Source organism: Paenibacillus sp. FSL H8-0259 (genome assembly GCF_037963255.1).
In the GTDB taxonomy this organism is placed as follows: domain Bacteria; phylum Bacillota; class Bacilli; order Paenibacillales; family Paenibacillaceae; genus Paenibacillus_AQ; species Paenibacillus_AQ phytohabitans.
The window spans coordinates 6,428,902-6,453,150 of the sequence record NZ_CP150147.1; the positions used below are offsets into that span (position 1 = coordinate 6,428,902).

18 protein-coding genes are annotated in these 24,249 nt (G+C 49.6%); all 18 read right to left on the bottom strand.

Annotation, left to right across the window (positions count from 1 at the left end):
* Positions 1–571: 571 nt before the first annotated feature.
* Positions 572–751, bottom strand: a complete 180-nt coding sequence (locus NSU01_RS27560) for a hypothetical protein (RefSeq protein WP_039300892.1) — start codon at positions 749–751, stop codon at positions 572–574.
* Positions 752–1,139: 388 nt separating this feature from the next.
* Positions 1,140–1,979: a carbohydrate ABC transporter permease gene (locus NSU01_RS27565; protein WP_042139506.1), complete on the bottom strand. Its 840-nt coding sequence runs from the start codon at positions 1,977–1,979 to the stop codon at positions 1,140–1,142.
* A 23-nt stretch (positions 1,980–2,002) separates the two neighbouring features.
* Positions 2,003–2,938 (bottom strand): sugar ABC transporter permease, encoded by a 936-nt coding sequence (locus tag NSU01_RS27570; RefSeq protein WP_081970191.1) that lies wholly within the window; start codon positions 2,936–2,938, stop codon positions 2,003–2,005.
* Positions 2,939–2,955: 17 nt separating this feature from the next.
* Complete coding sequence (locus NSU01_RS27575) at positions 2,956–4,869, bottom strand: GH32 C-terminal domain-containing protein (RefSeq protein ID WP_076245125.1); 1,914 nt, start codon at positions 4,867–4,869, stop codon at positions 2,956–2,958.
* A 95-nt stretch (positions 4,870–4,964) separates the two neighbouring features.
* Entirely contained in the window at positions 4,965–6,584 is a 1,620-nt protein-coding gene (locus NSU01_RS27580; protein WP_042139507.1) for a helix-turn-helix domain-containing protein, read from the bottom strand.
* 5 nt (positions 6,585–6,589) lie between these two features.
* Entirely contained in the window at positions 6,590–8,371 is a 1,782-nt protein-coding gene (locus tag NSU01_RS27585) for a sensor histidine kinase (protein WP_256703917.1), read from the bottom strand.
* Between the two features lie 157 nt (positions 8,372–8,528).
* Positions 8,529–9,857 (bottom strand): sugar ABC transporter substrate-binding protein, encoded by a 1,329-nt coding sequence (locus NSU01_RS27590; protein WP_042139508.1) that lies wholly within the window; start codon positions 9,855–9,857, stop codon positions 8,529–8,531.
* A gap of 382 nt (positions 9,858–10,239) precedes the next feature.
* Positions 10,240–11,823 carry a response regulator gene (locus NSU01_RS27595; RefSeq protein ID WP_076245128.1) on the bottom strand — a complete coding sequence of 528 codons (1,584 nt, stop codon included), beginning with the start codon at positions 11,821–11,823 and terminating at the stop codon, positions 10,240–10,242.
* A 27-nt stretch (positions 11,824–11,850) separates the two neighbouring features.
* Positions 11,851–13,590 (bottom strand): sensor histidine kinase, encoded by a 1,740-nt coding sequence (locus NSU01_RS27600; protein WP_076245130.1) that lies wholly within the window; start codon positions 13,588–13,590, stop codon positions 11,851–11,853.
* Between the two features lie 72 nt (positions 13,591–13,662).
* On the bottom strand, positions 13,663–14,499 hold the full coding sequence (locus NSU01_RS27605) for a carbohydrate ABC transporter permease (RefSeq protein ID WP_081970193.1): 837 nt from the start codon (positions 14,497–14,499) through the stop codon (positions 13,663–13,665).
* Positions 14,499–15,380 (bottom strand): sugar ABC transporter permease, encoded by an 882-nt coding sequence (locus NSU01_RS27610; RefSeq protein WP_042139512.1) that lies wholly within the window; start codon positions 15,378–15,380, stop codon positions 14,499–14,501. Before NSU01_RS27610 ends, NSU01_RS27605 begins: the two co-directional genes overlap by 1 nt.
* 82 nt (positions 15,381–15,462) lie before the next feature.
* The gene (locus NSU01_RS27615) at positions 15,463–16,812 is read right to left on the bottom strand and encodes an extracellular solute-binding protein (protein WP_076245132.1); all 1,350 of its coding nucleotides are present in this window, start codon (positions 16,810–16,812) and stop codon (positions 15,463–15,465) included.
* Between the two features lie 15 nt (positions 16,813–16,827).
* Positions 16,828–18,288, bottom strand: coding sequence for a glycoside hydrolase domain-containing protein (locus tag NSU01_RS27620; protein WP_076245134.1), 1,461 nt, complete (start codon positions 18,286–18,288; stop codon positions 16,828–16,830).
* A 160-nt stretch (positions 18,289–18,448) separates the two neighbouring features.
* On the bottom strand, positions 18,449–19,885 hold the full coding sequence (locus NSU01_RS27625) for a glycoside hydrolase family 32 protein (protein ID WP_076245136.1): 1,437 nt from the start codon (positions 19,883–19,885) through the stop codon (positions 18,449–18,451).
* 47 nt (positions 19,886–19,932) lie between these two features.
* Positions 19,933–21,099 carry a glycoside hydrolase family 172 protein gene (locus NSU01_RS27630; protein WP_076245139.1) on the bottom strand — a complete coding sequence of 389 codons (1,167 nt, stop codon included), beginning with the start codon at positions 21,097–21,099 and terminating at the stop codon, positions 19,933–19,935.
* 34 nt (positions 21,100–21,133) lie between these two features.
* Positions 21,134–21,952: a carbohydrate ABC transporter permease gene (locus NSU01_RS27635; protein WP_076245142.1), complete on the bottom strand. Its 819-nt coding sequence runs from the start codon at positions 21,950–21,952 to the stop codon at positions 21,134–21,136.
* Entirely contained in the window at positions 21,952–22,830 is an 879-nt protein-coding gene (locus NSU01_RS27640; RefSeq protein WP_076245145.1) for a sugar ABC transporter permease, read from the bottom strand. Before NSU01_RS27640 ends, NSU01_RS27635 begins: the two co-directional genes overlap by 1 nt.
* A gap of 32 nt (positions 22,831–22,862) precedes the next feature.
* Complete coding sequence (locus tag NSU01_RS27645) at positions 22,863–24,119, bottom strand: extracellular solute-binding protein (RefSeq protein ID WP_076245147.1); 1,257 nt, start codon at positions 24,117–24,119, stop codon at positions 22,863–22,865.
* Positions 24,120–24,249 lie beyond the last annotated feature (130 nt).

Sequence of the window (24,249 nt, forward strand, 5' to 3'; positions counted from 1 at the left end):
ATCCACTTATTTCCCCGGCGCAGATAGCGCTAATTATATAAATCCCATCCGCGCTATTGATCTCCGGTGTCGCGGTATATAACCCAGGCTCATAGAAGCCAACGACCTTCTTTTGGCGGTAATTACGATCCGCTGAATGCCCAGCTTCCTGATCCATTGCCCGGCAGCCCCGATCAGCTTCCTGCCATAGCCTTGGTGCCGGAGGAGAATGAGCAGGCTGCCGCCACCGCCCGGATTAATCTGAACATGGGGAATACGCCAAGATCGTCCATGCTGTCATCCTTCGCCAATGCCGGGGTATGCGGAGCATCTCTTTCGTTTTCCTATAGGCGAATTTAGCGAATTGGAGATTCCGGTCGGGGACGTTCTCCCGCATGCAGCAGATACAAGCACAAGCCCCTCAATTGCGGGTATATTGTAATTGTTAAAATGAAAAAGCCGCCAATAAGCGGCTTTTAATTTTTGGCTCATACCTAGTGAATTGTAAATGCAGATTGATCTTTACGATGAAATTGTCATAGCTTTATGCATGCTAAAGCTGTGAGGTATGAGGAAGCTACCCGAAGAAAGGCTATGTGCTCTGAGTTGGCTTTTTGCGTATACTTGTGAGTTCAAACGCCTCTTTAGGAATTCCCAATTCATGAGCCTTCTTCTTCTTAATCACCATGGCTTGTTGTAAGCTTGTAGCTTGAAATTCAATTGTAGTGCCAAGCGGATCCTCAAATGCATAGTAGCTTTTTTTATTGGACATTAACTTAGGGCCTCCTCATCTTATTCTCTAATGATTGTGCAATTCAAGGCCGCTCACCGAGTTTCCGGATCGCTGCAGCTGTATCTGCTTGCAATGAGACTGGATGGTAAATCGCCCTAATAGTGTGCGTCTCCTCTTAGAGATCTATTCCCGAAGACGGCCTTGAAACAAGCTGCCCTTTCGGTTTCTTGTTTCGCGCGCTTCAGGCACTCAACTGGCTAAAACCTAAATAAGATGACTCCTGATTCATTCAAGAGTCATCTTATTTACGCCTAGTGGCTATCCCTTTTCTGTCATCCGGCCGTTTGCCTGCCGAGCCGCGGCAATGCGGCCGGCACATTAACCGGGCGCCACTCTACCGTATTTCATCGCTTTCCCCGTTCCTTCATTACCCTTTCACACCGGACATCGTAATGCCCTGAATGTAATAGCGCTGCAGGAACAGAAACAGGATCAGGATCGGTACCGTGGAAATGGTGCTTGCGGCAAGAATCTTAGACCAATCTGTTCCTTCCACCGAGGAGAAAGTGGCAATGGCTACCTGGATCATCTGTTTCTTTTCGTCATTGATAACGATTAGAGGCCACAGATATGAATCCCAGTTGCCAAGAAAGGTCATCAGCGCAAGGGTGATCATCGGCGGGACAGCCGCAGGCAAGACAATACTGGAGAAAGTCCGGGACATCGAGGCTCCGTCGATTTTGGCCGCCTCCAGAATCTCATCCGGAATTTCCGCGAAGAACTGCCGCAGCAGAAAGATTCCGAACACAGACAGCATCGAAGGAATCACCAGCGCCTTATAGGAGTTAAGCCAGCCGAAATAATTCATCAGCAGATAGTTTGGGACCAGCGTTACTTCACCGGGAATAATCATCGCCGACATGAACAGGGCGAAGACAACCGCTTTTCCACGGAAACGCAGCTTGGCAAAAGCAAACGCCGACATCGAATTCACCAGCAGCACCAGCAGGGTTACAATCCCTGCCACAAACAGTGTATTAGCGATATAGCGGAGAAAAGGGTTGCCCTCACTGAAGATAACTTCTTTGAAGTTATCCAGCGTTGGCTGGACAGGAACGAACAAATGAATATTCAGGCTGGAGGAGTACTTGAACAATTCCTCATAAGGGCGTAGTGAACCCGAGATCATCCAGAGGATCGGGATAATTGAAATGACAGCCAGGACGGTCATAACCGTATACTTGGCAATGCTTGCAAAGCGGTTCATGTGGATTCCTCCTAGTAGTCTCATTAATATTCCGCATTCCGGAACAGTCTCATCTGTACGAGCGAGATGGCGAGAACAATCGCGAACAGAATAAAGGCGGCAGCGGTGCCGTAGCCCATCTGCATCTGCTGGAAGGCCATTTTATAAATATAATAGACTGCGGTTTCGGTAGCCCCGTTGGGTCCTCCACTGGTCAATACAAAAACAAGGCCGGACAGCTTAATGGCATCAATTGTCGTCATAATCACAACGAAGGCCGTGGTACGGTTCAGCAAAGGAAGCGTAATGCGGAAGAACTGCTGTATTTTTGTAGCACCGTCTACCCGGGCCGCCTCGTATAAATCTTGCGGAATGTTGTTCAGTCCGGCCAGGAAGATAATCATGAAAAAGCCTACGCCTTTCCATATTCCCAGCATGATCACACCGTTCATCGCCGTATCCGGGTTGGACAGGAAATTGGTAGTGGGCAGATGAAATGTCTTCAGCACATTGTTCAGAATCCCGAATTCCTTGTTGTAGATCAGTTTGAACACCGTTGCGGCCACTGCCGTAGAAATGACAACCGGAATGAAATAGAGGGTGCGGAACAGACCGGTAAGCTTGAACTTTTTCTGGATTAACAGTGCTAGGCCCAGTGAAATCGAGGTCTGAATCGGAATAACTACGATGGCAAAATGAAACGAATGCCTGAGACTGGCCAGGAAATCCCTGTCCGTCACCAGAGTCTTGTAATTATCCAGCCCGATAAAGCTGCGGGTCGATCCCACCAGGTTATAATTCTGAAAGCTGATCACAAAGGCTTGCAGCATCGGATAGAACACAAAGATGAGCAGCAAAGCAAAAGAAGGCAGCACGAACCACCAGGCGGTCATTTCTTCTCCCCGCAGAAACCGGCGGGGCTTTTTGCTTGATGGGGCAGTTTTGGAGGCAGACTCAGCTGCCGCTGTAACGCTTGTCATGATCTTTTCACTCCATTTCAATCCGGTTTATAGACGTACACGTTCATTACGGCATACACTTGCCCACCCGGGGCAAGAGCTTTAATCTCCGTCTGGCCTTCCTTCAGCCCCTTTACGACAGCGGATGTTCCGGCACGGCTCTCCACCTGTGCAACTGCCTCATCACTCGACACCCAAGTAAGATCCTGGGGAGCTGTCAGCGGAACGACCGCCGCTGCCGCTTCCACAGTGCCGCCAAGCGGAACATCCACACTGGATTGGCTAAGCAGGACGCGAAGCGGTTCCGAGCCGTCCGGATCCTCATTCCGCCATACACTGGCCATCGGATAAAAGACGGCCTGGTCCAGCATCACATCACCCTTTTTCACATACAGCTCCAACCCGTTGCTGGTAGCCCCCGGGAAAAGAATACTGGAAACCACAGTCTCACCGTCTGCGCCGAACACCTCCAGCGTCGATTCATCCACATAGATATGCAGCCTGATTTTGCCGTTTACCGCTCTTAAGGGAGCCTGAACCGTTTCGGCAAACCCGGCTTCAAATGAACTGTCGCCTGATCGGGTTCGATCCACTGTTAGTGTCGAATTAACGTTGTTATAAGATATAATAGTTTCCTGATCTCCGCCTTTTCTCAGTTTGAATCCGAATTCCGCCTCTCCCTTCACGGTGAACTCGGTATCGAGTTCATAGGAAGTCCCGTGCAGACTGGCCAGGGGATTGTTGCCTGGCTTGAGCCGCTGGGTTCCCACCTTGACCGCTTGGCCACGCAAGGCTTCCAGCTCTTGTACCGGCTGCTGGACGAGGCGCAATCCCTCACCGGGAATGTCGCGCAGCTTCAGCTCCCGCGGCAGCGACATATTCCCTTTCCACGGAGCGCTTGGCATAGAGAACGGATAGCGCCAATTGGACATCCAGCCGGCATAGATCCGGCGGCCGTCACTCTGCGGAATATCAGAGTAGGACACTGCGGCGTAGAAGTCTTTTCCGTAATCGGTCCACAGCACTTTGGAGGGCTCATTCTCGTTCTTGAATGTCTGTCCGTCAAAGCTACCGATGAAATATTGCGCCGCCGAGCCACGGGTTGAGCTGTTATTGCCGATGCTGAGCGCCAGCACCCACCGGGTCTCCTTGCTGCCTTCCACGGGAAGTTCAAACAGATCCGGACATTCCCAGACGGCGGCATGCGAGCCCTGATCGGCGCCGAATTCGCTGGCCAGCTGCCAGGTCTTCAGGTCTGGAGAGGTATAGAATCTCACCCGGTTGTCCACCGAGACAACCATCACCCAAGCGTGCGAAGGCTCATGCCAGAACACCTTGGGATCTCTAAAATCCTTGAGTCCCGGATTCGGAATCACGGGATTGCCCTCATATTTGATCCAGGTGCGTCCTTTATCAGAACTGTACGCCAGGCTCTGCGACTGCATTCCACCTTTGAAATGGGTGAAGATCGCAACCAGTCCCGCTTTTCCGCCAAAAAAACCGCTCGTATCCTTCCAGTCCACCACGGCGCTGCCTGACCAAATCTCCCCGAGCGAATCGCGCAGGAGCGCTACCGGCAGATGCTGCCAATGGATCAGATCCGTGCTGACGGCGTGACCCCACTGGCCGCTGTTCTGGTAGAACTGGTGATATTCACCTTCGAAATAAACCATTCCATTCGGATCGCTCATATTCCCGCTTTCCGGCGACAGATGATACTGCGGGCGGTATAGCTCCGTGTAGTAATCAGGAACCGCAGAAAACTGAAAGGCCGCAGGTGCAGTAGCAGAGATGGCATTGGACGGAGTTTTAGAGTCAGAAGTATTGCTGGTATGATTACCGTTGCCGCCAATAGTGCACCCTGCGATAACCAGCAGTACTACGGCCACACATGCCAGTTTGCTTGTAGCTTTGCTCTCTTTATGTGCTTGCTTCTCTCCAGAAACATTCATGCTGCATACTCCTATTCCTTGTTTGGTTGACACTATTGTAGCTGAACGGCTAGAGAAATCATTTCAATATGATCGGCTCAGAAGTTGTGATGTTTTCAGGGGTGATTCTTCAAATACCATTCACGGTATTCTTTGGGGCTTTTGCCGCTATTTTTTTTGAAAGAGGTGCTGAAATAGCTGGAACTGGAATAGCCGACAAGCATGGCGATATCGGTCAGCTTCAGTTCGTTCTCTTGCAAAAGCTGCTCCGCCTTGGTCATTCTCAGCCTGGTGACATAGTCGCTGAACGTAATGCCCACATGCTGCTTGAACAGCCCGGATAAATAGGTCTCATTCAGATGAAACATTTCGGCGAGGGAAGAAAGCGTCAACTCGTAGGAGAAATTCTCCTCCACGTATTTTCTGACCGCTTCGACCATATGCTGTCCGCTGGAGAAGCGGAGCTTCCTCACTTCGTCCATAACCAGCTGCGCCAGCTCATCGATCTGTCCCCGCACGCCTTCACGCGACTGGTAATCGGCAATGGTCATCTGACAGTTCCACAAATACTTCTGCAGGGCGGAGCCGCCGAGCTCGAACTTCTTGGCGATGGAGCTGAACATCAGCAGCATCCGCAGGGCCAGAAAGGTAAAAGCAAACATCGGCGTATCTCTTTCGCTACTGAAAATGGTGTCAAGCTGCTGGCGGAAGGTGCTCATGTCCAAATTTTCAATCGCCTGCACCAGCTTCCGCTCCACCTCCGGGGTAAAAGCCTGCGTAAGCTCCATCACCCGGCTCCGTTCGCCCTTTCCATCTTTATACACGGTGCTTTGGCTCCAGGACAGCATGCATGAAGCATAACCGTTCTTCAGCCGCTTGAGTCCGTTCACTTCCTCGCCAATCCCCGTCACACATTCCAGCTTCAGGTAACTGGCGATGTTTCGTTTCAGTTCTTCTACGAACCTGTCCGTTCGATCGGCATGCTCCGGCCCCGGCTTCATAATAACCAGAAAATACATCATCGCTGAATTGGCGACATCGCTGAACGGATAGATTCCTTTCCGCTTAGCAGCCGTCTCCCGGCATAACATCTGAAAAGCCAAATTGAGCAGATCCCGGCGCTCCTGCCGGTCCGCCATCCGCCCCGCCGGCACTCTCATCTCCACAGCAACAAACTGCAGCTTCAGATCATCCGCCGTCAGCGGGGTCAGCTGGAGCTGCTGCAGCCGTTCCCTGATAGCCGCCAAGCTGTACCACTCGTCCTTGACCATTTGCAGCAAAAAATTCTCCTGCAGCAGCCGCAGCTGCTCATTTTTCTGCAGCAGATCCTGCCGTGAGGCCTGCAGGTTTTTTTGCTCCTGTCTAATTTCTTCACCCAGCTTGCCAAGCAGCTCATTCAGTTCTGCGCGGGCTACCGGCTTCAGCAAATAATCCTTCACTCCAAGCTGTATGGCCGATTTCAGATAATCAAAGTCAGAGTATCCCGACAGCACAACCGTCCTCAGCAGCGGATACTTCTTTTTGCAGATGCGGATAAATTCAATGCCGTCCATCTGCGGCATACGGATATCGGAGATGACCAGCTGCGGCAGCGGTCCCTGCTCCAGCAGCTGCAGCGCTTCATTGCCGCTTGAGGCCTCCGAGACCACCCGGAAGCCGGCGGCTTCCCAATCGATTTTGGCTTTGATACTGTTGCGGACCCCCTTCTCGTCATCCACCAGCATAATCTCATACATGATTATCACCTCTCTATCATCGGCAGCTTCAGTGTAATGGTTGTTCCTGTATATAGCTTCGAATCAAGCACGGCTTCAAACTGCTCGCCGTAATACAGGCGGCAGCGGGAGAGCACATTGCGTAGTCCGATGCTGTCCCCTTTATGATTTAAGATTCCCACACTGTTCCTAAGCTCCGTATCGGCAAGAATGCTGGCGATCAGTTCCGGTGTCATTCCTGGACCGTTATCCTGGATCTGCAAGTGCAGGCGCTCTCCACACACACTGGAGGTGATCGTCACCTCGGCGACCCCCCCTTTTTCCAGGCTGTACTTCACCGCATTCTCTACCAGCGGCTGCAGAATAAACTTGGCGATGAGCAGCTGATCCGCGGCGGAATCCTGCCGGACCGTCACCATCAGATGATCCTCATGCCGCAGCTTTAGGAGGAACAGGTAGTCACGGATATAGCCAAGTTCCTCGCTGACTTGTACCAGATCCGTATCGAGACTCAGCGAATAACGCATCATTTTACCCAGTGCTTCCGTGGCGTCCATGACCAGATCCTCCCGTTTCATCGCCGCCAGACCGCTGATGATCTCCAGTGTATTGTTGTAAAAATGTGGATTGATTTGCAGCAGGAGCGCTTTGTATTCGGCATTTTTCCGGCGCAGATTGGTCTCGAATTCCGTCTCAATCAGATACTTCAGCTGATGGGTCATCTGCTCAAATACACCGGCCACATAGTCCACTTCGCTCTGCCGTGATCTAACCTTTGGCATGTCCTTAATCGCCAGCTCGAACTGCCCGTTTTTGACATGCCGCATGGCCCGGGCCATGGCACTTAATGGCTTCGTTATGCCGGTGGAGAGCCACAGCGCGACAATAATGACAAGGATCAGCAGAACAAAGCTGGCAACGAGCAGCGTTTCTTTGAGCATTGTGATGGTGGCATACAGCTCCGCCTCCGGCACCTCGCCGACGATCAGCCAGTTCTGCTCAGGCAGCCTGCGGTAAAAGAACAGATAGTCGGTCCCCCCTTGGCGAAGCGGAAACATACCGCTGGTCTGTCCTCCACTATGTTTCTGCACAGTAGCAAGCCCGTCTCTAAGCAGGCCCTCAGATCCTGTCAGATCCTGATTGAGTACACTGAGGCCTTCAGCCGTCAGCAGGAAGGCTTTGCCGCTTTTGCCGAAGCTGATTTTATCCAAATCCTGGCGCAGCAGCACCGTAGGATAATTGATTTTGATCACTCCGACATCCTTAAGGGACTGGAGCTGCACCAAAGGGAGCACAAGGCTATTGACATCGCGCGAACGTATGTTGTCGTCGGCCTGATCCCTGTCCTTATGAGCCTGCGTCCAGCGTACGTCCTGCTCCTTATACTGGCTGTACCAGCTGCTCTTCAAGTAGCTCAGGTCCTGTGTCCATAACCCGCCCTTTCCCTCCGCAAAGGTGGAAATGGAAATCACATTCGAATTATTGATCGCATAAGAGGATAACAGCTCCCGCATCTTTTGCTTGGCCAGATACTTTTCACCCTTAGTGCTCTCATCGTTCAGGTCGGCGGTTATCCATTCCTGTGTGATGTCGCTGCTCAGCACCTGGTTGCCCATATCCTCAATCTGCGTCAGCAGTGTGCTGACATGGGAGGCAAATTGGTCTATGGTTTGCAGCGTGGAAGTCTGGGTAGATTTTCGGATCTGCTCCGACGATTCCTTGCTGAGGATAAAGACAACCGCCGTAATCGGAAGGATCAGCAGAATCGAAAAAGCCAACATCAATCTGCTGCGTAACGAGTAGAACATGACAACCGCGCCCCTTGCTATCATTATGGTCCAAAAATTCAAAATAACCCCACAACGTGGAGCTAAATCTAAAGCTTCTTTAAGCTGAAAGAAGAAACAGCTTTACCGCCCTTTTGATAAAGGGCGGCTGCCGTTTCTGCAATGTTTGGAAATTTTATTATTTTTGCGGCAGATCTGCATATGCCTTGTCAATCTTTTTGATGGCGTCGGCAATGGCTGCATCCGTGTTGCGTCCGGCGATGGTCACTTCCTCAATCATCTTGTTTACCGCTTCGGACATTTGCGGGAAGATCGGTGTAATCGGACGCGGTCTGCCGAATTTCTGATTCTGTACGACAAAGATATTCTTCGGATATTGACCTAGCTCAGGGAACTCGTTGGCTACTGAATAGCGGGCCGGAATATCTTTTGTGATAGAGCAATAGGTCTTAGCCCCTTCAGTACCAGTCACCCAGTTTACAAACTGCCAGGCAGCTTCGGCATTTTTACTCTTCGCGGAAATGGCCAGCGACCAGCTTCCGTTCGCGACAGCCTGCTGGGTTTCCTTCGGAAGTGGTGCGATATCATAATCTTCGCCTAATTTGAAATTAGGGAACTTGTCGGCATAATTGCCCAGTGACCAGGAGCCGTCAACCGTCATCGCCAGCTGGTTGTTCGGGAACGGATCTGGCGGGTATTCCAGGGAGGACACTTTATCTTTATTATACAGGTCGGAGAAGAATTGCAACGCCTTTTTGGTCTCTGGCTTATCCAGGTAGCCTTTGGAGGTTGTTCCATCCGGGCTCATGATCTCGCCGCCAAACTGCCAAATAATCGGATATTTAAAGTATGCTGTTGTTCCTGCATTACCGAAGCCTTGCGCCGGATCAATACCGTACACGCCTTTGGCCGGGTCGTTAAGCTTTTTAGCTGCATCCAGCACCTGATCCCAAGTCCAAGGCTCTTCCGGGTTCTTGGAGGGAAGAGGGATTCCCTTCGCTTCAAACATTTTTTTATTATAGAAAAGAGCAATGGAGGATTCGGTGAGCGGAGCCATGTAAATTTCATTATTATAGGTATACGTGGCAATGGTCGATTCCGGAATATCCTCCAGGTTACCGTCCTTCTTGAAATAGGCGGTCAGCGGCTGTAAGGCACCCGCATGGGCGTAAGAAGCCATATTCGGACCGTCGACGGCCATAATATCAGGGGGACTGCCCGAAGCAATGGATGTTCTCAGCTTGGTATCGTAATCGGCATACGGAATCGGACTCATCTCAACCTTGATATTAGGATGCGCTTCATTAAACGAGGCCACCAGCTTGTCATAGGCTGAATTCTCGGCGTCATTGCCCGAGTTTCTCCAGAACGTGAGCGACACCTTCTCTTCTTTGGGTGCCGACGAACTTCCCGCCTCCGGCTGCGCGTTATCCCCTTTGCTTCCACATCCGGCGAGCAGTCCGCATGCCAACATCGCGCTTAGTACCACTTTACTCTTACTGTTCAATAATGCCCTCCCCTTTCATCTACTGTCTGCGCTTACAACTGAATATTATCAAACATGCCCGATGATAAAATTCATTATCCTCTGCACTAAACTTTCAAAATGTTCGGTATTTCTATCAAAAGCAATTATACCGGATACGATCGGGTGACAAATGATTAGAGGCAAGGCAATATCTACGAACAGAGGCAGACCCTTATCTTTTTTCAAAACTGCGCGAACGGACCGTTGTTCCAATCGCTGTTTAAACGGGAAATGGACAATAGTTATAAAAACGCAAAGCAGCGATCCTCTAATACCAGGAGAATCGCTGCTTTGCTGAGTTTTACCGTTTAACAATGAAGGTTTGCTATGACAACTAACAATCAGGGTTGGAATAAATAGCTTATATCCGCTTACAACACGACTCTTCACTTTTCATCATATGTTCTTCTCTATACTGGCCGGGACTTACGCCCACAACCTTCTTGAACACCTGGCAGAAATACCGCTGGTTATCATATCCGACATTTTGGGATATTTTGAAGATTTTAAAGCTGCTTTCTCTTAGCATCTTTTTCGCTGTCTGAATGCGCAGCAATGTAACATATTCCAGAATGGTCTGTCCGGTCGACTTGGAATATAAGTTGCTTACATAGGAAGAATTGAGGCCGAATCGTTCTGCCAATTGATCCAGCCCAATATTTTCATGGTAATGGGATTCAAGATACGCTTTGATTTCTTGAACCACCTTTTCCTTCATGGTAGTCTTGGTTACACTCAAATAAAATTGCACACTCTTCGCTAAATCCTGCAACTGTTGCTGCAAAGACGACCAATCCGGCGTTTCCAGTATCCTGTCAATCAGCTGCATGCGGGCGCCGATCACTTTCTCAATCTTGATTCCATAGTCCTGTTCGATCAGATCGAGCATCCGGTTCACCCACTCTATGCCTGCCTTCTTCAGCAGAACAGGAGCCATCAGCCGTCCCGTCCCCCATTCCGTCCAACGTTCAAGCATCTCCTCGAACTCTTTCTGTTCGTAACGGACGAAGGATTGGGTGTTGTCAGACCAACGGGTCAGCCACTGCCCGGATACGCGGGTAATCTCCTCTAAGCGGCTCCCCTCCATAACCGGAACCCCAAAGAACACCCCCATTTCACATGCCTTGTCGGCTGCCGCAAAAGAGAGATTTGCATCTATAATTCCAGCTACAACCGGCCCTAGTCCAAACGACAATGAAATATCGTCCGCTGAGCTGTCATTCGAGAAGGCTTCGGCTGCAGACAGCAAAATTTCTGTTAATGGCTCGTTGTCCTCCATGGCCGCCATGCATAATAAGATGACTTTCTGTTGCTCGTAGAGTAGGTCCACAACGATTCCGCGATTCGTCAAAAAGCTAAGGAGAGCATCTGTAGCGCCATTGTTCTTCATTCGTTCGAGCCACAGCGTCTCCGTGCTTCCAATCACTAGGACCGCAAACTGGTTATATCGTTCGTAGGGCGTCTGATCAAACGATGGGCGTTTGGCATGGACGATTAGATCTGTAAACGCCGCCCGGTCCAAGGCTGTTGCATTCCGAAGCTCAGGGTGATTCCCCGTTGTATCCGCTTTACGCTCCAGACGCTTGAGCGCCCTCGAGACAGTCTTGGCTACTTCCTCAAGCTCTGCCGGCTTGATCAGATAATCCACCGCCTCCAGCTCAATGGCTTCTTTGGCGTATTCAAACTCGGAATACCCGCTAATGATGATACATTCCGCCTTACGGCCTTTCTCCTTCAAGGCACGGATCAGCTCCAGCCCATTCAGGCCGGGCATCCGGATATCTGTCAGCACAATGTCCGGATCGGACTGAAGAATCCGTTCCAGGGCTTGTTTGCCGTTAGTTGCCGTCCCCACAATCACTATGCCATACGAGTTCCAGTCGATCACAGCCGACAATGTCTCCACCACCAGCTGTTCATCATCCGCTATAAACAGTTTATACATGATGTAATCCCACCTTCATAGCCGGTCTTAATCCATTATTCCGATCCTTAGGGTAACTTTGGTTCCGATGCCTGGAATGCTGTCTATGCGCAGCCCGTGGTTCTGGCCATAATGCAATTGAATCCTCTCCTGGATATTCCTTAATGCATATCCCTTAGGCTGCGTAACCGCAGGATCAAAGCCTACGCCGTCATCCTCGACTTCGAATACAAGCGTCTCTCCTTCGATACGTCCCCGAATGTAAATATTCCCTTGGCTCTCCTTCAGCTCGATTCCATGAAAAATCGCATTCTCCACCAGCGGCTGTATCAGGAGCTTAAGCATACGGATATGCTCAATTTCCGGTTCGAGCTCAATGGCCACCTCGAATTTTCCGTTATAGCGGATATTTTGAATCTCCAAATAATTTTTCACCTGGTCGATCTCATTGCGGACAGTGGTAATGTAATCTCCATTATTCAAGCTTAACTTAAACATGTTAGACAGCGACATGACCATTTTCGAAATGTTTTTGGCACCGATTCGTTCGGCCATTAGATAGATGGAATTCAGCGTATTGTATAGGAAGTGAGGGTTGATTTGACTTTGCAGCGCGTGCAGCTCTGCTTCCCGCTCCTTCAGCCTGGCTTCTATTAATTTGTCCGATAATTCAGAGTTGGTGCGGAAGGTCCTCAAGAACTGATTGCCTATTTTCCCAATTTCATCTTCCTCCTGAAAGAGGATTCCTTCGATCATCTCCCGTTTGGCCGCTTTTCTGGCGACGGAGGAGAGTAACGTCAATTGCTTCGTGATACGCTTCGAGATTAAATACGAACCATAGGCAGCCAACAGGAAAGCCACCATTGTCAGTGTGAGCGTAACATTACGTATCCAGACAATCTCCGAATTGATGTTAGAATAAGGGATCATGCTGACCACTTTCCACTGGGTTACCGGATTGGTATCGAAGGTGATAACATACCGTTCTCCGCCCATCGTTTCGATGCGGGTACCCCGTTCAGGCAAGCCATAGAGCAGATTCATTTCTTTGGGAGGAAGCTGTTTCAAGTCGGCAGTGCGGGAATTATAATAAATGACTTTATTTTGCTCCAGGATCATCAAATTCCCGTTTTCCGCATTGGAAATATTCCGGAACATTTCATCGAAGACCCGCCTGTCGATTGAAATAATTAACATGCCGATCGGTTCGAGCGTCTCCAGGTTGTTTAACTGTTTACCGTACAGCAGCAGGTTCGGACTGTCCTTGACAAGCCGGACTTCATCGCTGTTCAGCCACAAGCCCCGCCCGCCCATACCTCCCACCTGTTGATACCATTTCGTCCGTGAGACCGCCTGGTAGATATTGTCGTACGTTAACCTGTCCCATTGGTTCGTGGTAATCAGTTCCCTTTGCCCGCTGCCCACGTAAACGTAACGTATATAGGATTTGTTGTTGGTAATATTGACGATCAGATTGCGGGTCGCATTTTGAAGGTCATAGATCTCCTTGAAATCATTTTTAGTATAGGAAAGGAAATTCTGAACGTCACGGGAGGACAACATCAGCTTCGAGATCGCTTCCACATCATTCACGAACGTCTGGATATTCCAATTGATGGAGCCCAGCAAGTTGGAGGTGGTATCGGACATCTTGTTTTCGATCACTTTGCTTAAATAGACGAAGGTTAAGGAAGCAATCAGGACAAGCGGCAGCAAGGAACAGGCGATGGACAGTATAATGATTTTGCTGCGGATGCTGATTGACAGGAACAGCCGGTGTATTTTCATGAGATCCCCCTGACCCAGCAAAGTTGCAGCCTGGTACTTTCAGTATACCTTCTGACAAAGGGATGCGGGAGATCAACCTTTCGTTGCTCCTGCGGTCATGCCGGAAATAACGCTCTTGTTGAAAATGAAATAGACCACCATCGTCGGAATGGTCGTGATGCTGATTGCAGCAAAGGTCGCTCCCCAATCCGTCAAACCGTACTGTCCAATATAATCCATTAAGCCAACTGGAATGGTCCGTGATTTCAGATCATGAATAAACGTATTGGCAAAAATAAATTCATTCCAGACAAATATCAGATTCATAACGACAACTGTGACGATCGTATTCCGGGATAGAGGGAAAATCATCCGCCAGAACACCTGGTACACACCGCAGCCATCCATTACAGCGGCCTCCATGATCTCATTCGAAATGTATTTATAGAAGCTCACGAACAGATAAATCGAGATCGGCAGGGCAAAACCCACTTGGGGCAAAATAAGAGAAGCGAGCGTATTGATAATTCCTATTTTGTTATAAAGAATGAACAGCGGGATGAGCACGACCTGAATCGGGATCATAATGCCGCACAGAAATAAGAACAACACACTTTGGCTCCATTTAAAAGACATCTTCTCGATCACAAATGCAGCCATGGCACTGAATAAGATCACAAGCACGATGGTCGTCACGGCGACTATGAAACTATTGGAAAAATAAGTCCCCAGGTTCCCTTTGCTCCACACATTGAAATAATTATCGAAAGTGTATTGGCTTGGCAGGCTGAGCGGATTATCCCCTGAAAAATCGTTAGGCCCTTTAAAACTGGAGATGAACACCCAGACCAGCGGATACACTTGAATGACAAGCAGAGCAAAGGAAACAACTAGAAGAACCGCCTTCGAATAGCCAGAAATTTTCATCATCAGGTCTCCTTACTGTCCATCATCCGTCTGATAAAGGCAACTGCAATGAGGCTTTCAATGACGATAAATACAGCCATCGCGCTGCCATAGCCGAAGTCCAGACTGGAGAATGCGGTTTTATACATATAGGTTGGCAATAATTCTGTTACGCGGCCAGGTCCCCCGTTCGTCATGATATACGGGATGTCGAACCCTTTAAGCGCCCCCGTAGTCGCCATAATGATTGAGACCATCAGAACCGGCTTAATCAGCGGCATTTTGATCGAACGAAACAGATTCCAGGAAGAAGCTCCGTCAATTCTGGCAGCCTCCTCGATATCGGAAGGTATGGAAATTAATGCACTATACAGGATAATCATATAAAGACCGATATAACGCCAGCCTTCGGGTACCGATACCGCACCCAGAGCCCAATTGAGGTCGGACAGCCAAGGTTTGCTCCAGTCTCCAAGACCTATCTGCTGCAGACAAAAGTTCAGGATTCCGACCGGCTCAAACGAGTACACATTTTGGAACAACTGTGCTATCGCTACTGATGTGATGATGGCAGGGGCAAAATATAATGTTTTGAACAATTCTCTCCCTTTGGTGATGCTGGTCAGCAGGATGGCAACCAACAAACCAAGAAATACCTGCATGGCTACAATAATGGAAACATAGATCAGATTGTTGCTGAACGCCTTCCAGAATGTTTTGTCGCCGCCGAACATCTTCGTGTAATTGTCAAAGCCGATATAGAGCATATCTGAAACTCCGTCCCAGGAGAAGAAACTGAAATACATCGACCAAAGGATAGGCGCCAGCACGGTGAGCAAATACACCAATAATGCAGGCAGCAGAAAGACGAGAGCGGCTTTGCGGTTGCGCAGGACTTTATCCATATGCTTGCTCATTCCCTAATTTTAGTTTTATTGTACTTACAGCAGCCAACCGGCTTGCGGCTGGCCGCCATGTTTAGAATCGTTATTTGAAGTATTTCGGCGCGTTTTCTTTAATCGCCTGATCCATTAGTTCGGCAAATTCTTCCGGAGTATGGGCTCCCAGAGCCAGGGCATTCAATTCGTTGCCCAGCAGCTCATTCGTGGCCGGATCAAGGCGCGTATCCCACGGGACCGCAAAGACGTTGCCGGATTTCGCGATTTCGTCCTGAATTTTATAGAAGAGCTCCGGCATCCCCTGTTCTTGATCAAGTGAATAATTGAAAGGCGAGAATTGGCCTTTCTCCGTATAGGCCTTCGGGTATTGCTCCAGAAGGAATTTGACGAATTCCTTCATCGTATCATCGAAGGTCTCCTGGTTGAAGGCAACGCCGATACCCGAGTTGATAAAATAATCATTGTCAGCCGTTGTGGCGCCTTCCATCATGGGAAGCCGGAAAAACCCGATATTATCCTTCATTTCTGCGCTTACTTTATCATTTACGAAGTTCATGGTCTCCCACGAACCCATGTAATACATGCCGGCTTTGCCGCTCAGGTACAAGTCGCGCGCTGCGGTGTAATCCGTTGCAGTGAATCCTTGCTGAAAGTACCCTTTGGTGCCCAGATCGTGAACGAACTTAATCCCTTCCATGCCGGCCGGGTCCTTGAAGGATGCTTTGCCTTGCTTTACATTTTCGATAAAATCATTGCCTGTCATGCGGAACGGTTTGTACGCCAGGTACCGGAGAACCGGCCATTTATCCTTGCCGTCGACGGCAATCGGTGTAACCCCGCTTTGCTTCAGCTTATCGGCAACCTCCATGAACTCATCGAACGTCTTCGGCGGCTCCAGGCCAAGATCCTTGAACATCTTGATGTTGTACCAGAATACCTCGATTCCATATTCCAGCGGGAAAGTATACATGCTGCCGTCTGCGAACTGCTGATATTGCAGGGCCACCGGACGGAAATCTTCATATTTCCCAAGCTCCTCCAGCAGTTTTTTCATATCTACCAGTTTGCCTTGCTCCACGAGCTTGGAAGCATAGGCATCCGGATCTGTATCAAACATGGCGGGCATCTCATTGCTCGCAATCAATGTCCGCAGCTTCTGCAGATAGGACGGGCGATCACCCGTGCCCTCCAGAACCAGCTCGAATTCCGGATGCGTCCTTGAGAACTCATCTGCAATCTCCTTTACAGTAACAGCCGGAGGGCTGTCTACGCCGCGGGCCACGAACCACTTGTATGTTTTCTTGTCCACCTTCTGCGGATTTGCCGATCCGGTTTCTGAAGCGCCGTTATTAGTATTTTTGCCTCCGCATGCGCTCACCATCGCCGCCAGGACAACCAGTGATAACGAGAGAGTCAGCCATTTGACATAACGTTTCATTTATAAGACCTCCTGTTAGTTGGGAACCGAAATGGATGCCTGTTCGAAATTCGCCCGGCCTTCCTGAACAAAACAGCCCCAGTTGCCGGTTTTTAAATTATACAAACGTGTAGTCATGGCGACCTGGTCGGCCAAGTATACGACGCAAACCGAATTCTCCACAACAATCTCGATATTATAATCCGTATCGGCATGCAACTCTATGGGTACTTCCAGCTCTACCGCATGCGGGTGGTCTCCTTTGATATGCCACTGCATCTCACCCTCTATCCGGCGGGGCCACATGTCGAACACCAGGCGGTTATGAATGGGTTCCAGGCGAATATAATAGGCATCGTCGTTGTCCTCGCTAACACGAAGCATAATACCGCAGCTTCTGGTTCCTTCGGAGAAGGATAACCGGGCCGAAATTTTGCAGATTTCCGGCATGGAACCCGCAGATATGCAAGAGAAGGTCTCGTCAGCCACCGCCGCTATGCCTCCCTCTGACTCCTTCCAATCCCCAAGCCGGGAACCCCACACGGCAGCCTGTTCATTGGCAAAATGACGGGAGACTGTCTCCGGGATACGAACCGTTAATGTTCCATCCTGTTCCTGAACGAGTTCATGCACGACCAGATTCCCCGCCCATTGCCAATCACCGTAGTCATCCTCGTTTTCCTTGCTGGGGTCCCAGCCAAAAGCATATCGCTTGTTTCCGTCACTCCATGTTTTGGCGGCATAGAACGCCCTGGCGTCAAACGCATCGTTTCTCGGTGCCGTCCAAGGACCGCTTAAAGATTTACTCATGCGGTAATGGGTGACAAACCGCTCCGAGAACGTGGAGTAGACCAGATACCACCATTCCCCGATTTGAAATAAGTCCGGGCATTCATGTGTCACGTACATATTTGGATTCCAGAACGGTTCGCGGATCTCCCATTGCCTCAGATCCTTGGAAGCACAGAGTCCGATACTTCCCCGGCGCCGGGAAGGCCCTTCTTTGTTCCTTGCGGCGAGAAGCATCCAGTACTCTCCCGCCTCTTCGTTCCAGAATACAAAGGGATCGCGCCAGTCATGCCTTTCATATTGAATTCCGTCGGAATAGAAGGTATCCTCGGGGATTTTCCGCCACTGCTCCATATCCGTGCTCACCGCGTGCATGACGCATTGGAGCGGCACTCCGTTCTCCACGAATTCCGGATTCGGATTGAGGCCGGTGTAGAACAGATGATATTCTCCATGGGCTTCGATGATCGAGCCGGTGTAACAGTTGAGATCCTGCTCGCTCACACTTCCATGCTTCAGCATTTCGCCCATTTCTTCATAGTGTACAAAATCGCTTGTGCGGAGCTCAAACCAGGAAGTTCCCTCCCCGTGAATACTCTTATTCTCCCTCCAGTCATGAAGATAGAACAAACGGAATGTACCGTCTTTATAGTAGGGAATGAGGTCTCCCACCCAGGCTCCTGCCGGCCTGTAAAACAAATTCGACAATGTTTGCAACCCCTTTCTTTTAACGTGCCTTGAGTATATAACATTAAGAAAGCGCTTTATATTCCAAGTTCTTTATCCTGTGTTCAATATTTTTGGTTTTCAAAAAAACCTCCGTCTGCCATCACAACGTGGCAACCGGAGGTTCTTTTGAATTATTAGTTTAAAGTGATGCCTCGGCATTTCCTCTGATCTCAAGATTTGTAAAGACCGCTTCACCGTTCTCGATGAACAGGCCGGCTCCCCCTGTAGGGAAATCATAGGCTCTGGCGGCCAGCGCAACATCATTGGCATAGGCGACAACGATGTTGCCGCTGATGAATACCTTGATCCGGACCGGCTCCCCTGCTTTGAGGGAGATTGGACGTTCTTCGATATAATGATAATCATCGTGGAATTTGTTCGAACGATCAAACAGGAGTCTCCCCCTCTCAGGCTCTATACGAACCTGGCACCATTGTTCCAGCTTGTCTCCACCCGTGTGCAGCATCCAGCCAAAGGCACCGGTTCCCGGCTTCCAGTCTACATCCACCTGGAGCAGAGCTTGTTCCGGAAGCTGCACGAGCTCCTGCCAACCAAAACCATAACGCTCAATACCCGTGATGCTGGTTGTCCCGCTCCATTCACCCAGATGGACTTCGGGGTCAAGCACCAGCGAGCGGTCGAAGGACTGCTCCACCGCTGGGACCGGCATCACGCCAAGCATCCCATCCGGACGCTGCACCAGTTCATGAACCAGCACACTGCCTCCCCATTGATACTTGGCGTTGTCGTCCATGTTCATCCGGATGCCCTGCCAGCCCACCAGATAATGGCGCTCACCGTCGGTTACGGTCTTAGCTGCATAGAACGCCCGTCCGTCAAACATATCATCGAAGCTTGGCGTGATCCATGGCCCATCGGGGCTGTCAGCCATCCGGTAACGGGTCTCCCACCAGCGGGTCAGGTTGGAGAAGATCATATACCATTTATCGCCGATCTTGAAGAAGTCGTGACATTCCTGGGAGTCGAACATGCGAGGGGCGTACAGCTTCTTGCTGTGCGTCCATTCGTTCAAATCCGGAGAAGTCATGATATGGGTACAGCTGCTCCGGTGGAGCAGTTCATCCTTCTCGGTCGCCGTCACGGCCAGCCAGTAACAGCCCGCTTCTTCATTCCAAAAGGCATGCGGGTCACGCCAGTGCAAATTGCCGTAATGCTCCACATCCGGTGTCACAAAAAAGTCAGGATCAAAAGTCCAGCTTCTGAGATCCGTGCTCGTTGCCCGCATCAGCACCTGCTCGAATTTCCCTTCAATATCCTTATGCCCCTCATTAAATGCCGAGAAATAGAAATGGAAGACGCCGTCCCGGTGGATGACGCTGCCGGTGCCAATATGCCAATGCTGATCTTCGGGACTGCCGCAAATGAGTGCGGGCTCCGGGTCGGTGTAGCTTACGAAATCCTTCGTGGTGGTATAATAAATACAAAATTTATACAAATAGAACAGGTAGTAAACACCCTCATGGTAAAATGGCATAAAATCCCCGCATACGTCAGTACCAGGCATCGGCGCCCGTTCCTTTTCCGGCATAAAGAAAATATGTCTGCTGCCCTTCATTAAAAATTCCTCCTCGGGAAATATTGAATAATTAATTCTCTCGCCTGCTAGAAGCCCTGATAAAATTTGCGTGCGCTCTCCTTCTCGGACAGCGGAAGCCGGAGATTCACCGGCAGCATTTCCGGAAATGCCTTATGCGGCTCACGTTGATACCAGTAAGCGACCGAAGAATAGTCATTGGATTGACTATTGCCGTGGCCATGCTCAATGCTGAAGCGCAAGGACTTGCTGAATATAATCGGGTCCAATAGATGGAACCGGTACATGGTCCATTTACCGGAATAATCTTTAAAGGGAATCGTTGCCTTCGAGCGCCATGCAGGTCCATAGCCCCGAAGCGGTGCCGCTAGTGAGATCCCGTGATACGGGGAATCATATTTCCCCGAGGGGTATCCCCAGGCCGCACAGAAATAATCCTCCGTACCCGTGCCATGCAGCGTCGGCGGCCACTGGTCTCCGTCGATGAAGAACATATCGTCGCCTTCCCCCGGCCAGCTGAAGCCAGGAATCGGGTCGATATGGTCTATGCTCAGATTACAGCCAACGTAGTGACCTTCTCCTTCTGCATCCAGGATGCAGTAATTCTCGGTTCCCGACAGATTTTTGGCCGCATTCACCTGATTCTCGCTCCACCACGGATCGGTTTGCAGATCATGCGCCGGACGCAGCGCCGCAAGGTCCATGTTGCCCGCCGTTGGATTCTCGCGTCTCCACTGGGCATGAAAATAAAAGCAATCATCGCTTACGGCCATTTCTGTGTAATCGATATAGTAATACAACACGATATCCTGCTCGCATTCATTCACGATATCAATGACCGCCTCTTTGCGGTAGGGCATCTGAAAGAAACAGTTCATCGCCGCTTTGGTCTCTATCTCATGCTGCGAAGTAATCATATTCAGAGGCTGAGACACAAAATGGCTGGCTACTCCGTGTCCGACTCCGAAAAAATCACCGATCGGGCAATCGACACTCGGCGCGGCTTCACCATCCCAAAACATGCGCAGACGCATTTTTCGGAATACATACTGCTCTTCAGAAGCGATTGTGATCCAAATGTGACGGATGATTCCTGATCCCTTAATTTGACCGATGGATAAGGAGGCACCTGCCTTGACCGTGACATTATCCCGGTTCCCCCCGGTTTGGTCCCAGCTCGATTGCCGTCTGCTTTTGCCGGATTGTTTGTGGATCAGATTGTATAGTTCACTCATCTCTTTATAATCTCCCTTCAGATCCGGGCCTGCATTATTTGACAGCGCCGCTTACGATCCCGTTAATAATGTATTTTTGCAGGCCGGAATATACAAGCAATACCGGCAGCATAACCAGCAGATAGGACGCGAATGCCAAGCTGAAATCCGTAGAATATTGTGTCTGGAATACATATTGGAGCAAAGGCAGCGTATATTCGCCCGGATCGGACAGCATAACCAGCGGCAGCAGGAAATCATTCCAGATCCAGATCGTATTCAGAATGATCAGCGTGGCGGTCATCGGCTTCAGCAGCGGGAAAATGATTTTCCAGAACAGCCTGAACGGCCCGTATCCATCCACCTGAGCCGCTTCCTCCAGTTCCTTCGGAATCGACTTTAGATAGCCAGTGTAGAGAAAGACGCTTTGAAACAGGCTGTAAGTCGTATAGAGCAATATAACACCGTATTTATTCAGTAATCCAAATGCGCTGATCTGCTTCAGCAGAGGCAGCATAAGCACCTGAAACGGAACGAACATTCCACTGATAAAGAAGTAGTACAGAATGCGGGCAGACTTGGAACGGCTTCGGGAAATGCCATAGGCAGTGCTCGCCCCGAACAAAATGATCAGGAACAGGGAGATGACTGTAATGAAGGTCGAATTCAGCAATCCCTCGAAATATCGTCCGAGCTCAATAGCCTGTTTGAAATTCCCAAAGTATATTTCTTTGGGAAAAGTCATAATATTGCCGCCCTCCCCAGGCTTCTTCAGTGCAACGGTAACAGTCAGATAGAGCGGAAACAGCATCAGTGCGGCCCCAAGCCATACCAGAAGCTGTATAGCCCAATTTGCATAACGGTTCGACTTCATTACAGCTGCACCTCCTTCCGCCGTAACAGCATAACTTGCAGCAAAGCGGTCAGGAGAATAATGATAAACAGCAGAATCGAAGAGGCCAGCCCATAGGCATAGCGGTTATTTAGAATTCCGACGTTATAGATCAGCATCGTTACGGACTCGGTACTGAAGCCTGGTCCGCCACCGGTCAGGGCGACGAGCAAATCGTACACCATCAGGTTATTCTTCATGGCCAGGACAAAACATATCGTAATGGATGGCATGATCAACGGAAGCGTAATTTTCGCAAATTCATTGAACCGGTTTGCCCCGTCGATGCTTGCCGCCTCATACAGATCGGTAGGAATGGTCTGCAGTCCTGCCAGGTAAATCACAAGCAGCAGAGGAGCTGACTGCCATACCGTAACTAACGCAACTGCCCAGAATACTAAGTCAGAATCGGATAGCAAATTACTTTGCAAAAAACTGATATGAAGAGAATTTCCTAGTAAAGGAATCACTTTGCCGAAGATTTCCCGCCAAATATACCCGATAATTAAGAGGCCAAGAACAGATGGTAAAAAATAAATCGAACGGAGCATATTTCTGAACCGCATCTTGCGATTGAGCGCGAGGGCCGCGGCCAGAGCCACTACATTGGCTATGACCGCGCACACCAGCGCATACTTAAAAGTGAATAATAGTGTATTTAGAATTCGGGCATCCGTCAGCAATGATACATAATTGTCCAACCCGATGAAGTCAAAGCTTCTCGCCACTCCGTTCCAGTCCGTAAGACTGTAAACAAATCCAGATATCAGCGGGTACGTATGAAAGACAATCAGCAACAGCAACCCGGGCAGTATAAACCCGGCATTTATCCAGGAGGCACGCCCACCTTTCTGTCGCATGTGTCAACACCCTTTCTCTATCTATAATTTCTCTATTCTTTATACATTATGAACATGTCGTTCAGATTCTTTAGATACGCCTTGCTGTCTCTGCTCATCAGGAATTGCTGCGAGTATTTACGGAAATCGTTCTCCGCTCCAGTCCCTCCGTGCCAGTAGTGGTTAGGCCAGTTCGAGGAACGTCCCTCTTTCACTAGCTCAGCGATCTGTTTCACTTGCTCCTTGTTCATTTGGACATCCTTCACCGCACTGATACTGCCTTCATAGTCGGAGAACTGTTGTGCGCTCTCTTTAGAGGTGAGGAAGGCAAGGAACTTCTTAGCTTCTTCCGGATACTTGGCTTGGGACGATATCGTGAATCCGGTGTCCACTCCGCCAAGAACCAGATTCTTGTCTTTATCATTGGTGGCCGGGAACGGGAACATGCCATATTCAAATTCCGGGTTCAGCTTTTCTAATTGCGGCAATATAAATGTCCCCATGACATACATGGCGCCTTCACCATTCACGAACCTTTGGTTGATCTGATCCGCCTTGGTTGCGATCGAATCCTTTTGCGCATAATCATAAGCTACTAGCATTTTCTTGGCGATATCTTCCCAAAGCGGGTCACCCTCGATTTTCGCTTCTCCCTTGTTGGCTTTCTCCCAGTATGCCTTGTCAAACGAGTTGGCCAACAGGTTCATATTGAAGGCGCTAACATCGGCTGTCGCATTAGGCATCAGAATCGGAGTTATGCCGAGCTGCTTGAATTTCTCCATGGTAGCGACAAATTCATCCCAGGTTTGAGGAATCTCGATCTTGTTCTCAGCGAACATTTTCTTGTTGTAAATGACGCCCATTGCATTCTGGCTCAAGGCCACTCCATACATTTTGCCGTCGATCAAATAACGGTCCTGCACTTCCGGGATGATATTCTTAACGAATTCTTCGTTAGTAAGATCAAGCAGATAGTCGTTTTGTGCGCGAAGCACATAGTCTTGTTCAATCGGGTAGGAAATGAAGATATCCGGTATATCCCCCCGGGCAACTCTGGTCTTCAGCACCGCAGGACCGTCGGGAACATTGACCTGCTCAATTTCGACACCGGGATTAGCAGCTTCGAATTCTTTGATCTTTTCATCAAAAAAGGATACCGCTTCCACTTTCCATTGAAAAAATTCAATTTTCTTCTCTGCTGGTTCACTGCCCTTCACTTCTTCCGCAGCATTATTCTTCGCCCCGCAGCCACCAAGAACCAGCCCTGCCATTAGCATCATGCTTACCCATTTGACCCCGTGATTCTTCAATATCATAACCTCCTCTTTGTTTGTAAGTGCTCTCAATAACTTGTCCTCTCTGTCTACAACCCTATTATATTTTTTGTAAGCGTATCTAAAAACGAGGCGTTTCTATGATTCATGTTGAAAAATCTATTCT

What these genes read in the sequence shown, in the direction of transcription:
- NSU01_RS27560 (WP_039300892.1), bottom strand. Translation starts at nt 751, where the DNA reads ATGTCCAATAAAAAAAGCTACTATGCATTTGAGGATCCGCTTGGCACT.
- NSU01_RS27565 (WP_042139506.1), bottom strand. Translation starts at nt 1,979, where the DNA reads ATGAACCGCTTTGCAAGCATTGCCAAGTATACGGTTATGACCGTCCTG.
- NSU01_RS27570 (WP_081970191.1), bottom strand. Translation starts at nt 2,938, where the DNA reads ATGACAAGCGTTACAGCGGCAGCTGAGTCTGCCTCCAAAACTGCCCCA.
- NSU01_RS27575 (WP_076245125.1), bottom strand. Translation starts at nt 4,869, where the DNA reads ATGAATGTTTCTGGAGAGAAGCAAGCACATAAAGAGAGCAAAGCTACA.
- NSU01_RS27580 (WP_042139507.1), bottom strand. Translation starts at nt 6,584, where the DNA reads ATGTATGAGATTATGCTGGTGGATGACGAGAAGGGGGTCCGCAACAGT.
- NSU01_RS27585 (WP_256703917.1), bottom strand. Translation starts at nt 8,371, where the DNA reads ATGTTCTACTCGTTACGCAGCAGATTGATGTTGGCTTTTTCGATTCTG.
- NSU01_RS27595 (WP_076245128.1), bottom strand. Translation starts at nt 11,823, where the DNA reads ATGTATAAACTGTTTATAGCGGATGATGAACAGCTGGTGGTGGAGACA.
- NSU01_RS27600 (WP_076245130.1), bottom strand. Translation starts at nt 13,590, where the DNA reads ATGAAAATACACCGGCTGTTCCTGTCAATCAGCATCCGCAGCAAAATC.
- NSU01_RS27605 (WP_081970193.1), bottom strand. Translation starts at nt 14,499, where the DNA reads ATGATGAAAATTTCTGGCTATTCGAAGGCGGTTCTTCTAGTTGTTTCC.
- NSU01_RS27610 (WP_042139512.1), bottom strand. Translation starts at nt 15,380, where the DNA reads ATGGATAAAGTCCTGCGCAACCGCAAAGCCGCTCTCGTCTTTCTGCTG.
- NSU01_RS27615 (WP_076245132.1), bottom strand. Translation starts at nt 16,812, where the DNA reads ATGAAACGTTATGTCAAATGGCTGACTCTCTCGTTATCACTGGTTGTC.
- NSU01_RS27625 (WP_076245136.1), bottom strand. Translation starts at nt 19,885, where the DNA reads ATGAAGGGCAGCAGACATATTTTCTTTATGCCGGAAAAGGAACGGGCG.
- NSU01_RS27630 (WP_076245139.1), bottom strand. Translation starts at nt 21,099, where the DNA reads ATGAGTGAACTATACAATCTGATCCACAAACAATCCGGCAAAAGCAGA.
- NSU01_RS27635 (WP_076245142.1), bottom strand. Translation starts at nt 21,952, where the DNA reads ATGAAGTCGAACCGTTATGCAAATTGGGCTATACAGCTTCTGGTATGG.
- NSU01_RS27640 (WP_076245145.1), bottom strand. Translation starts at nt 22,830, where the DNA reads ATGCGACAGAAAGGTGGGCGTGCCTCCTGGATAAATGCCGGGTTTATA.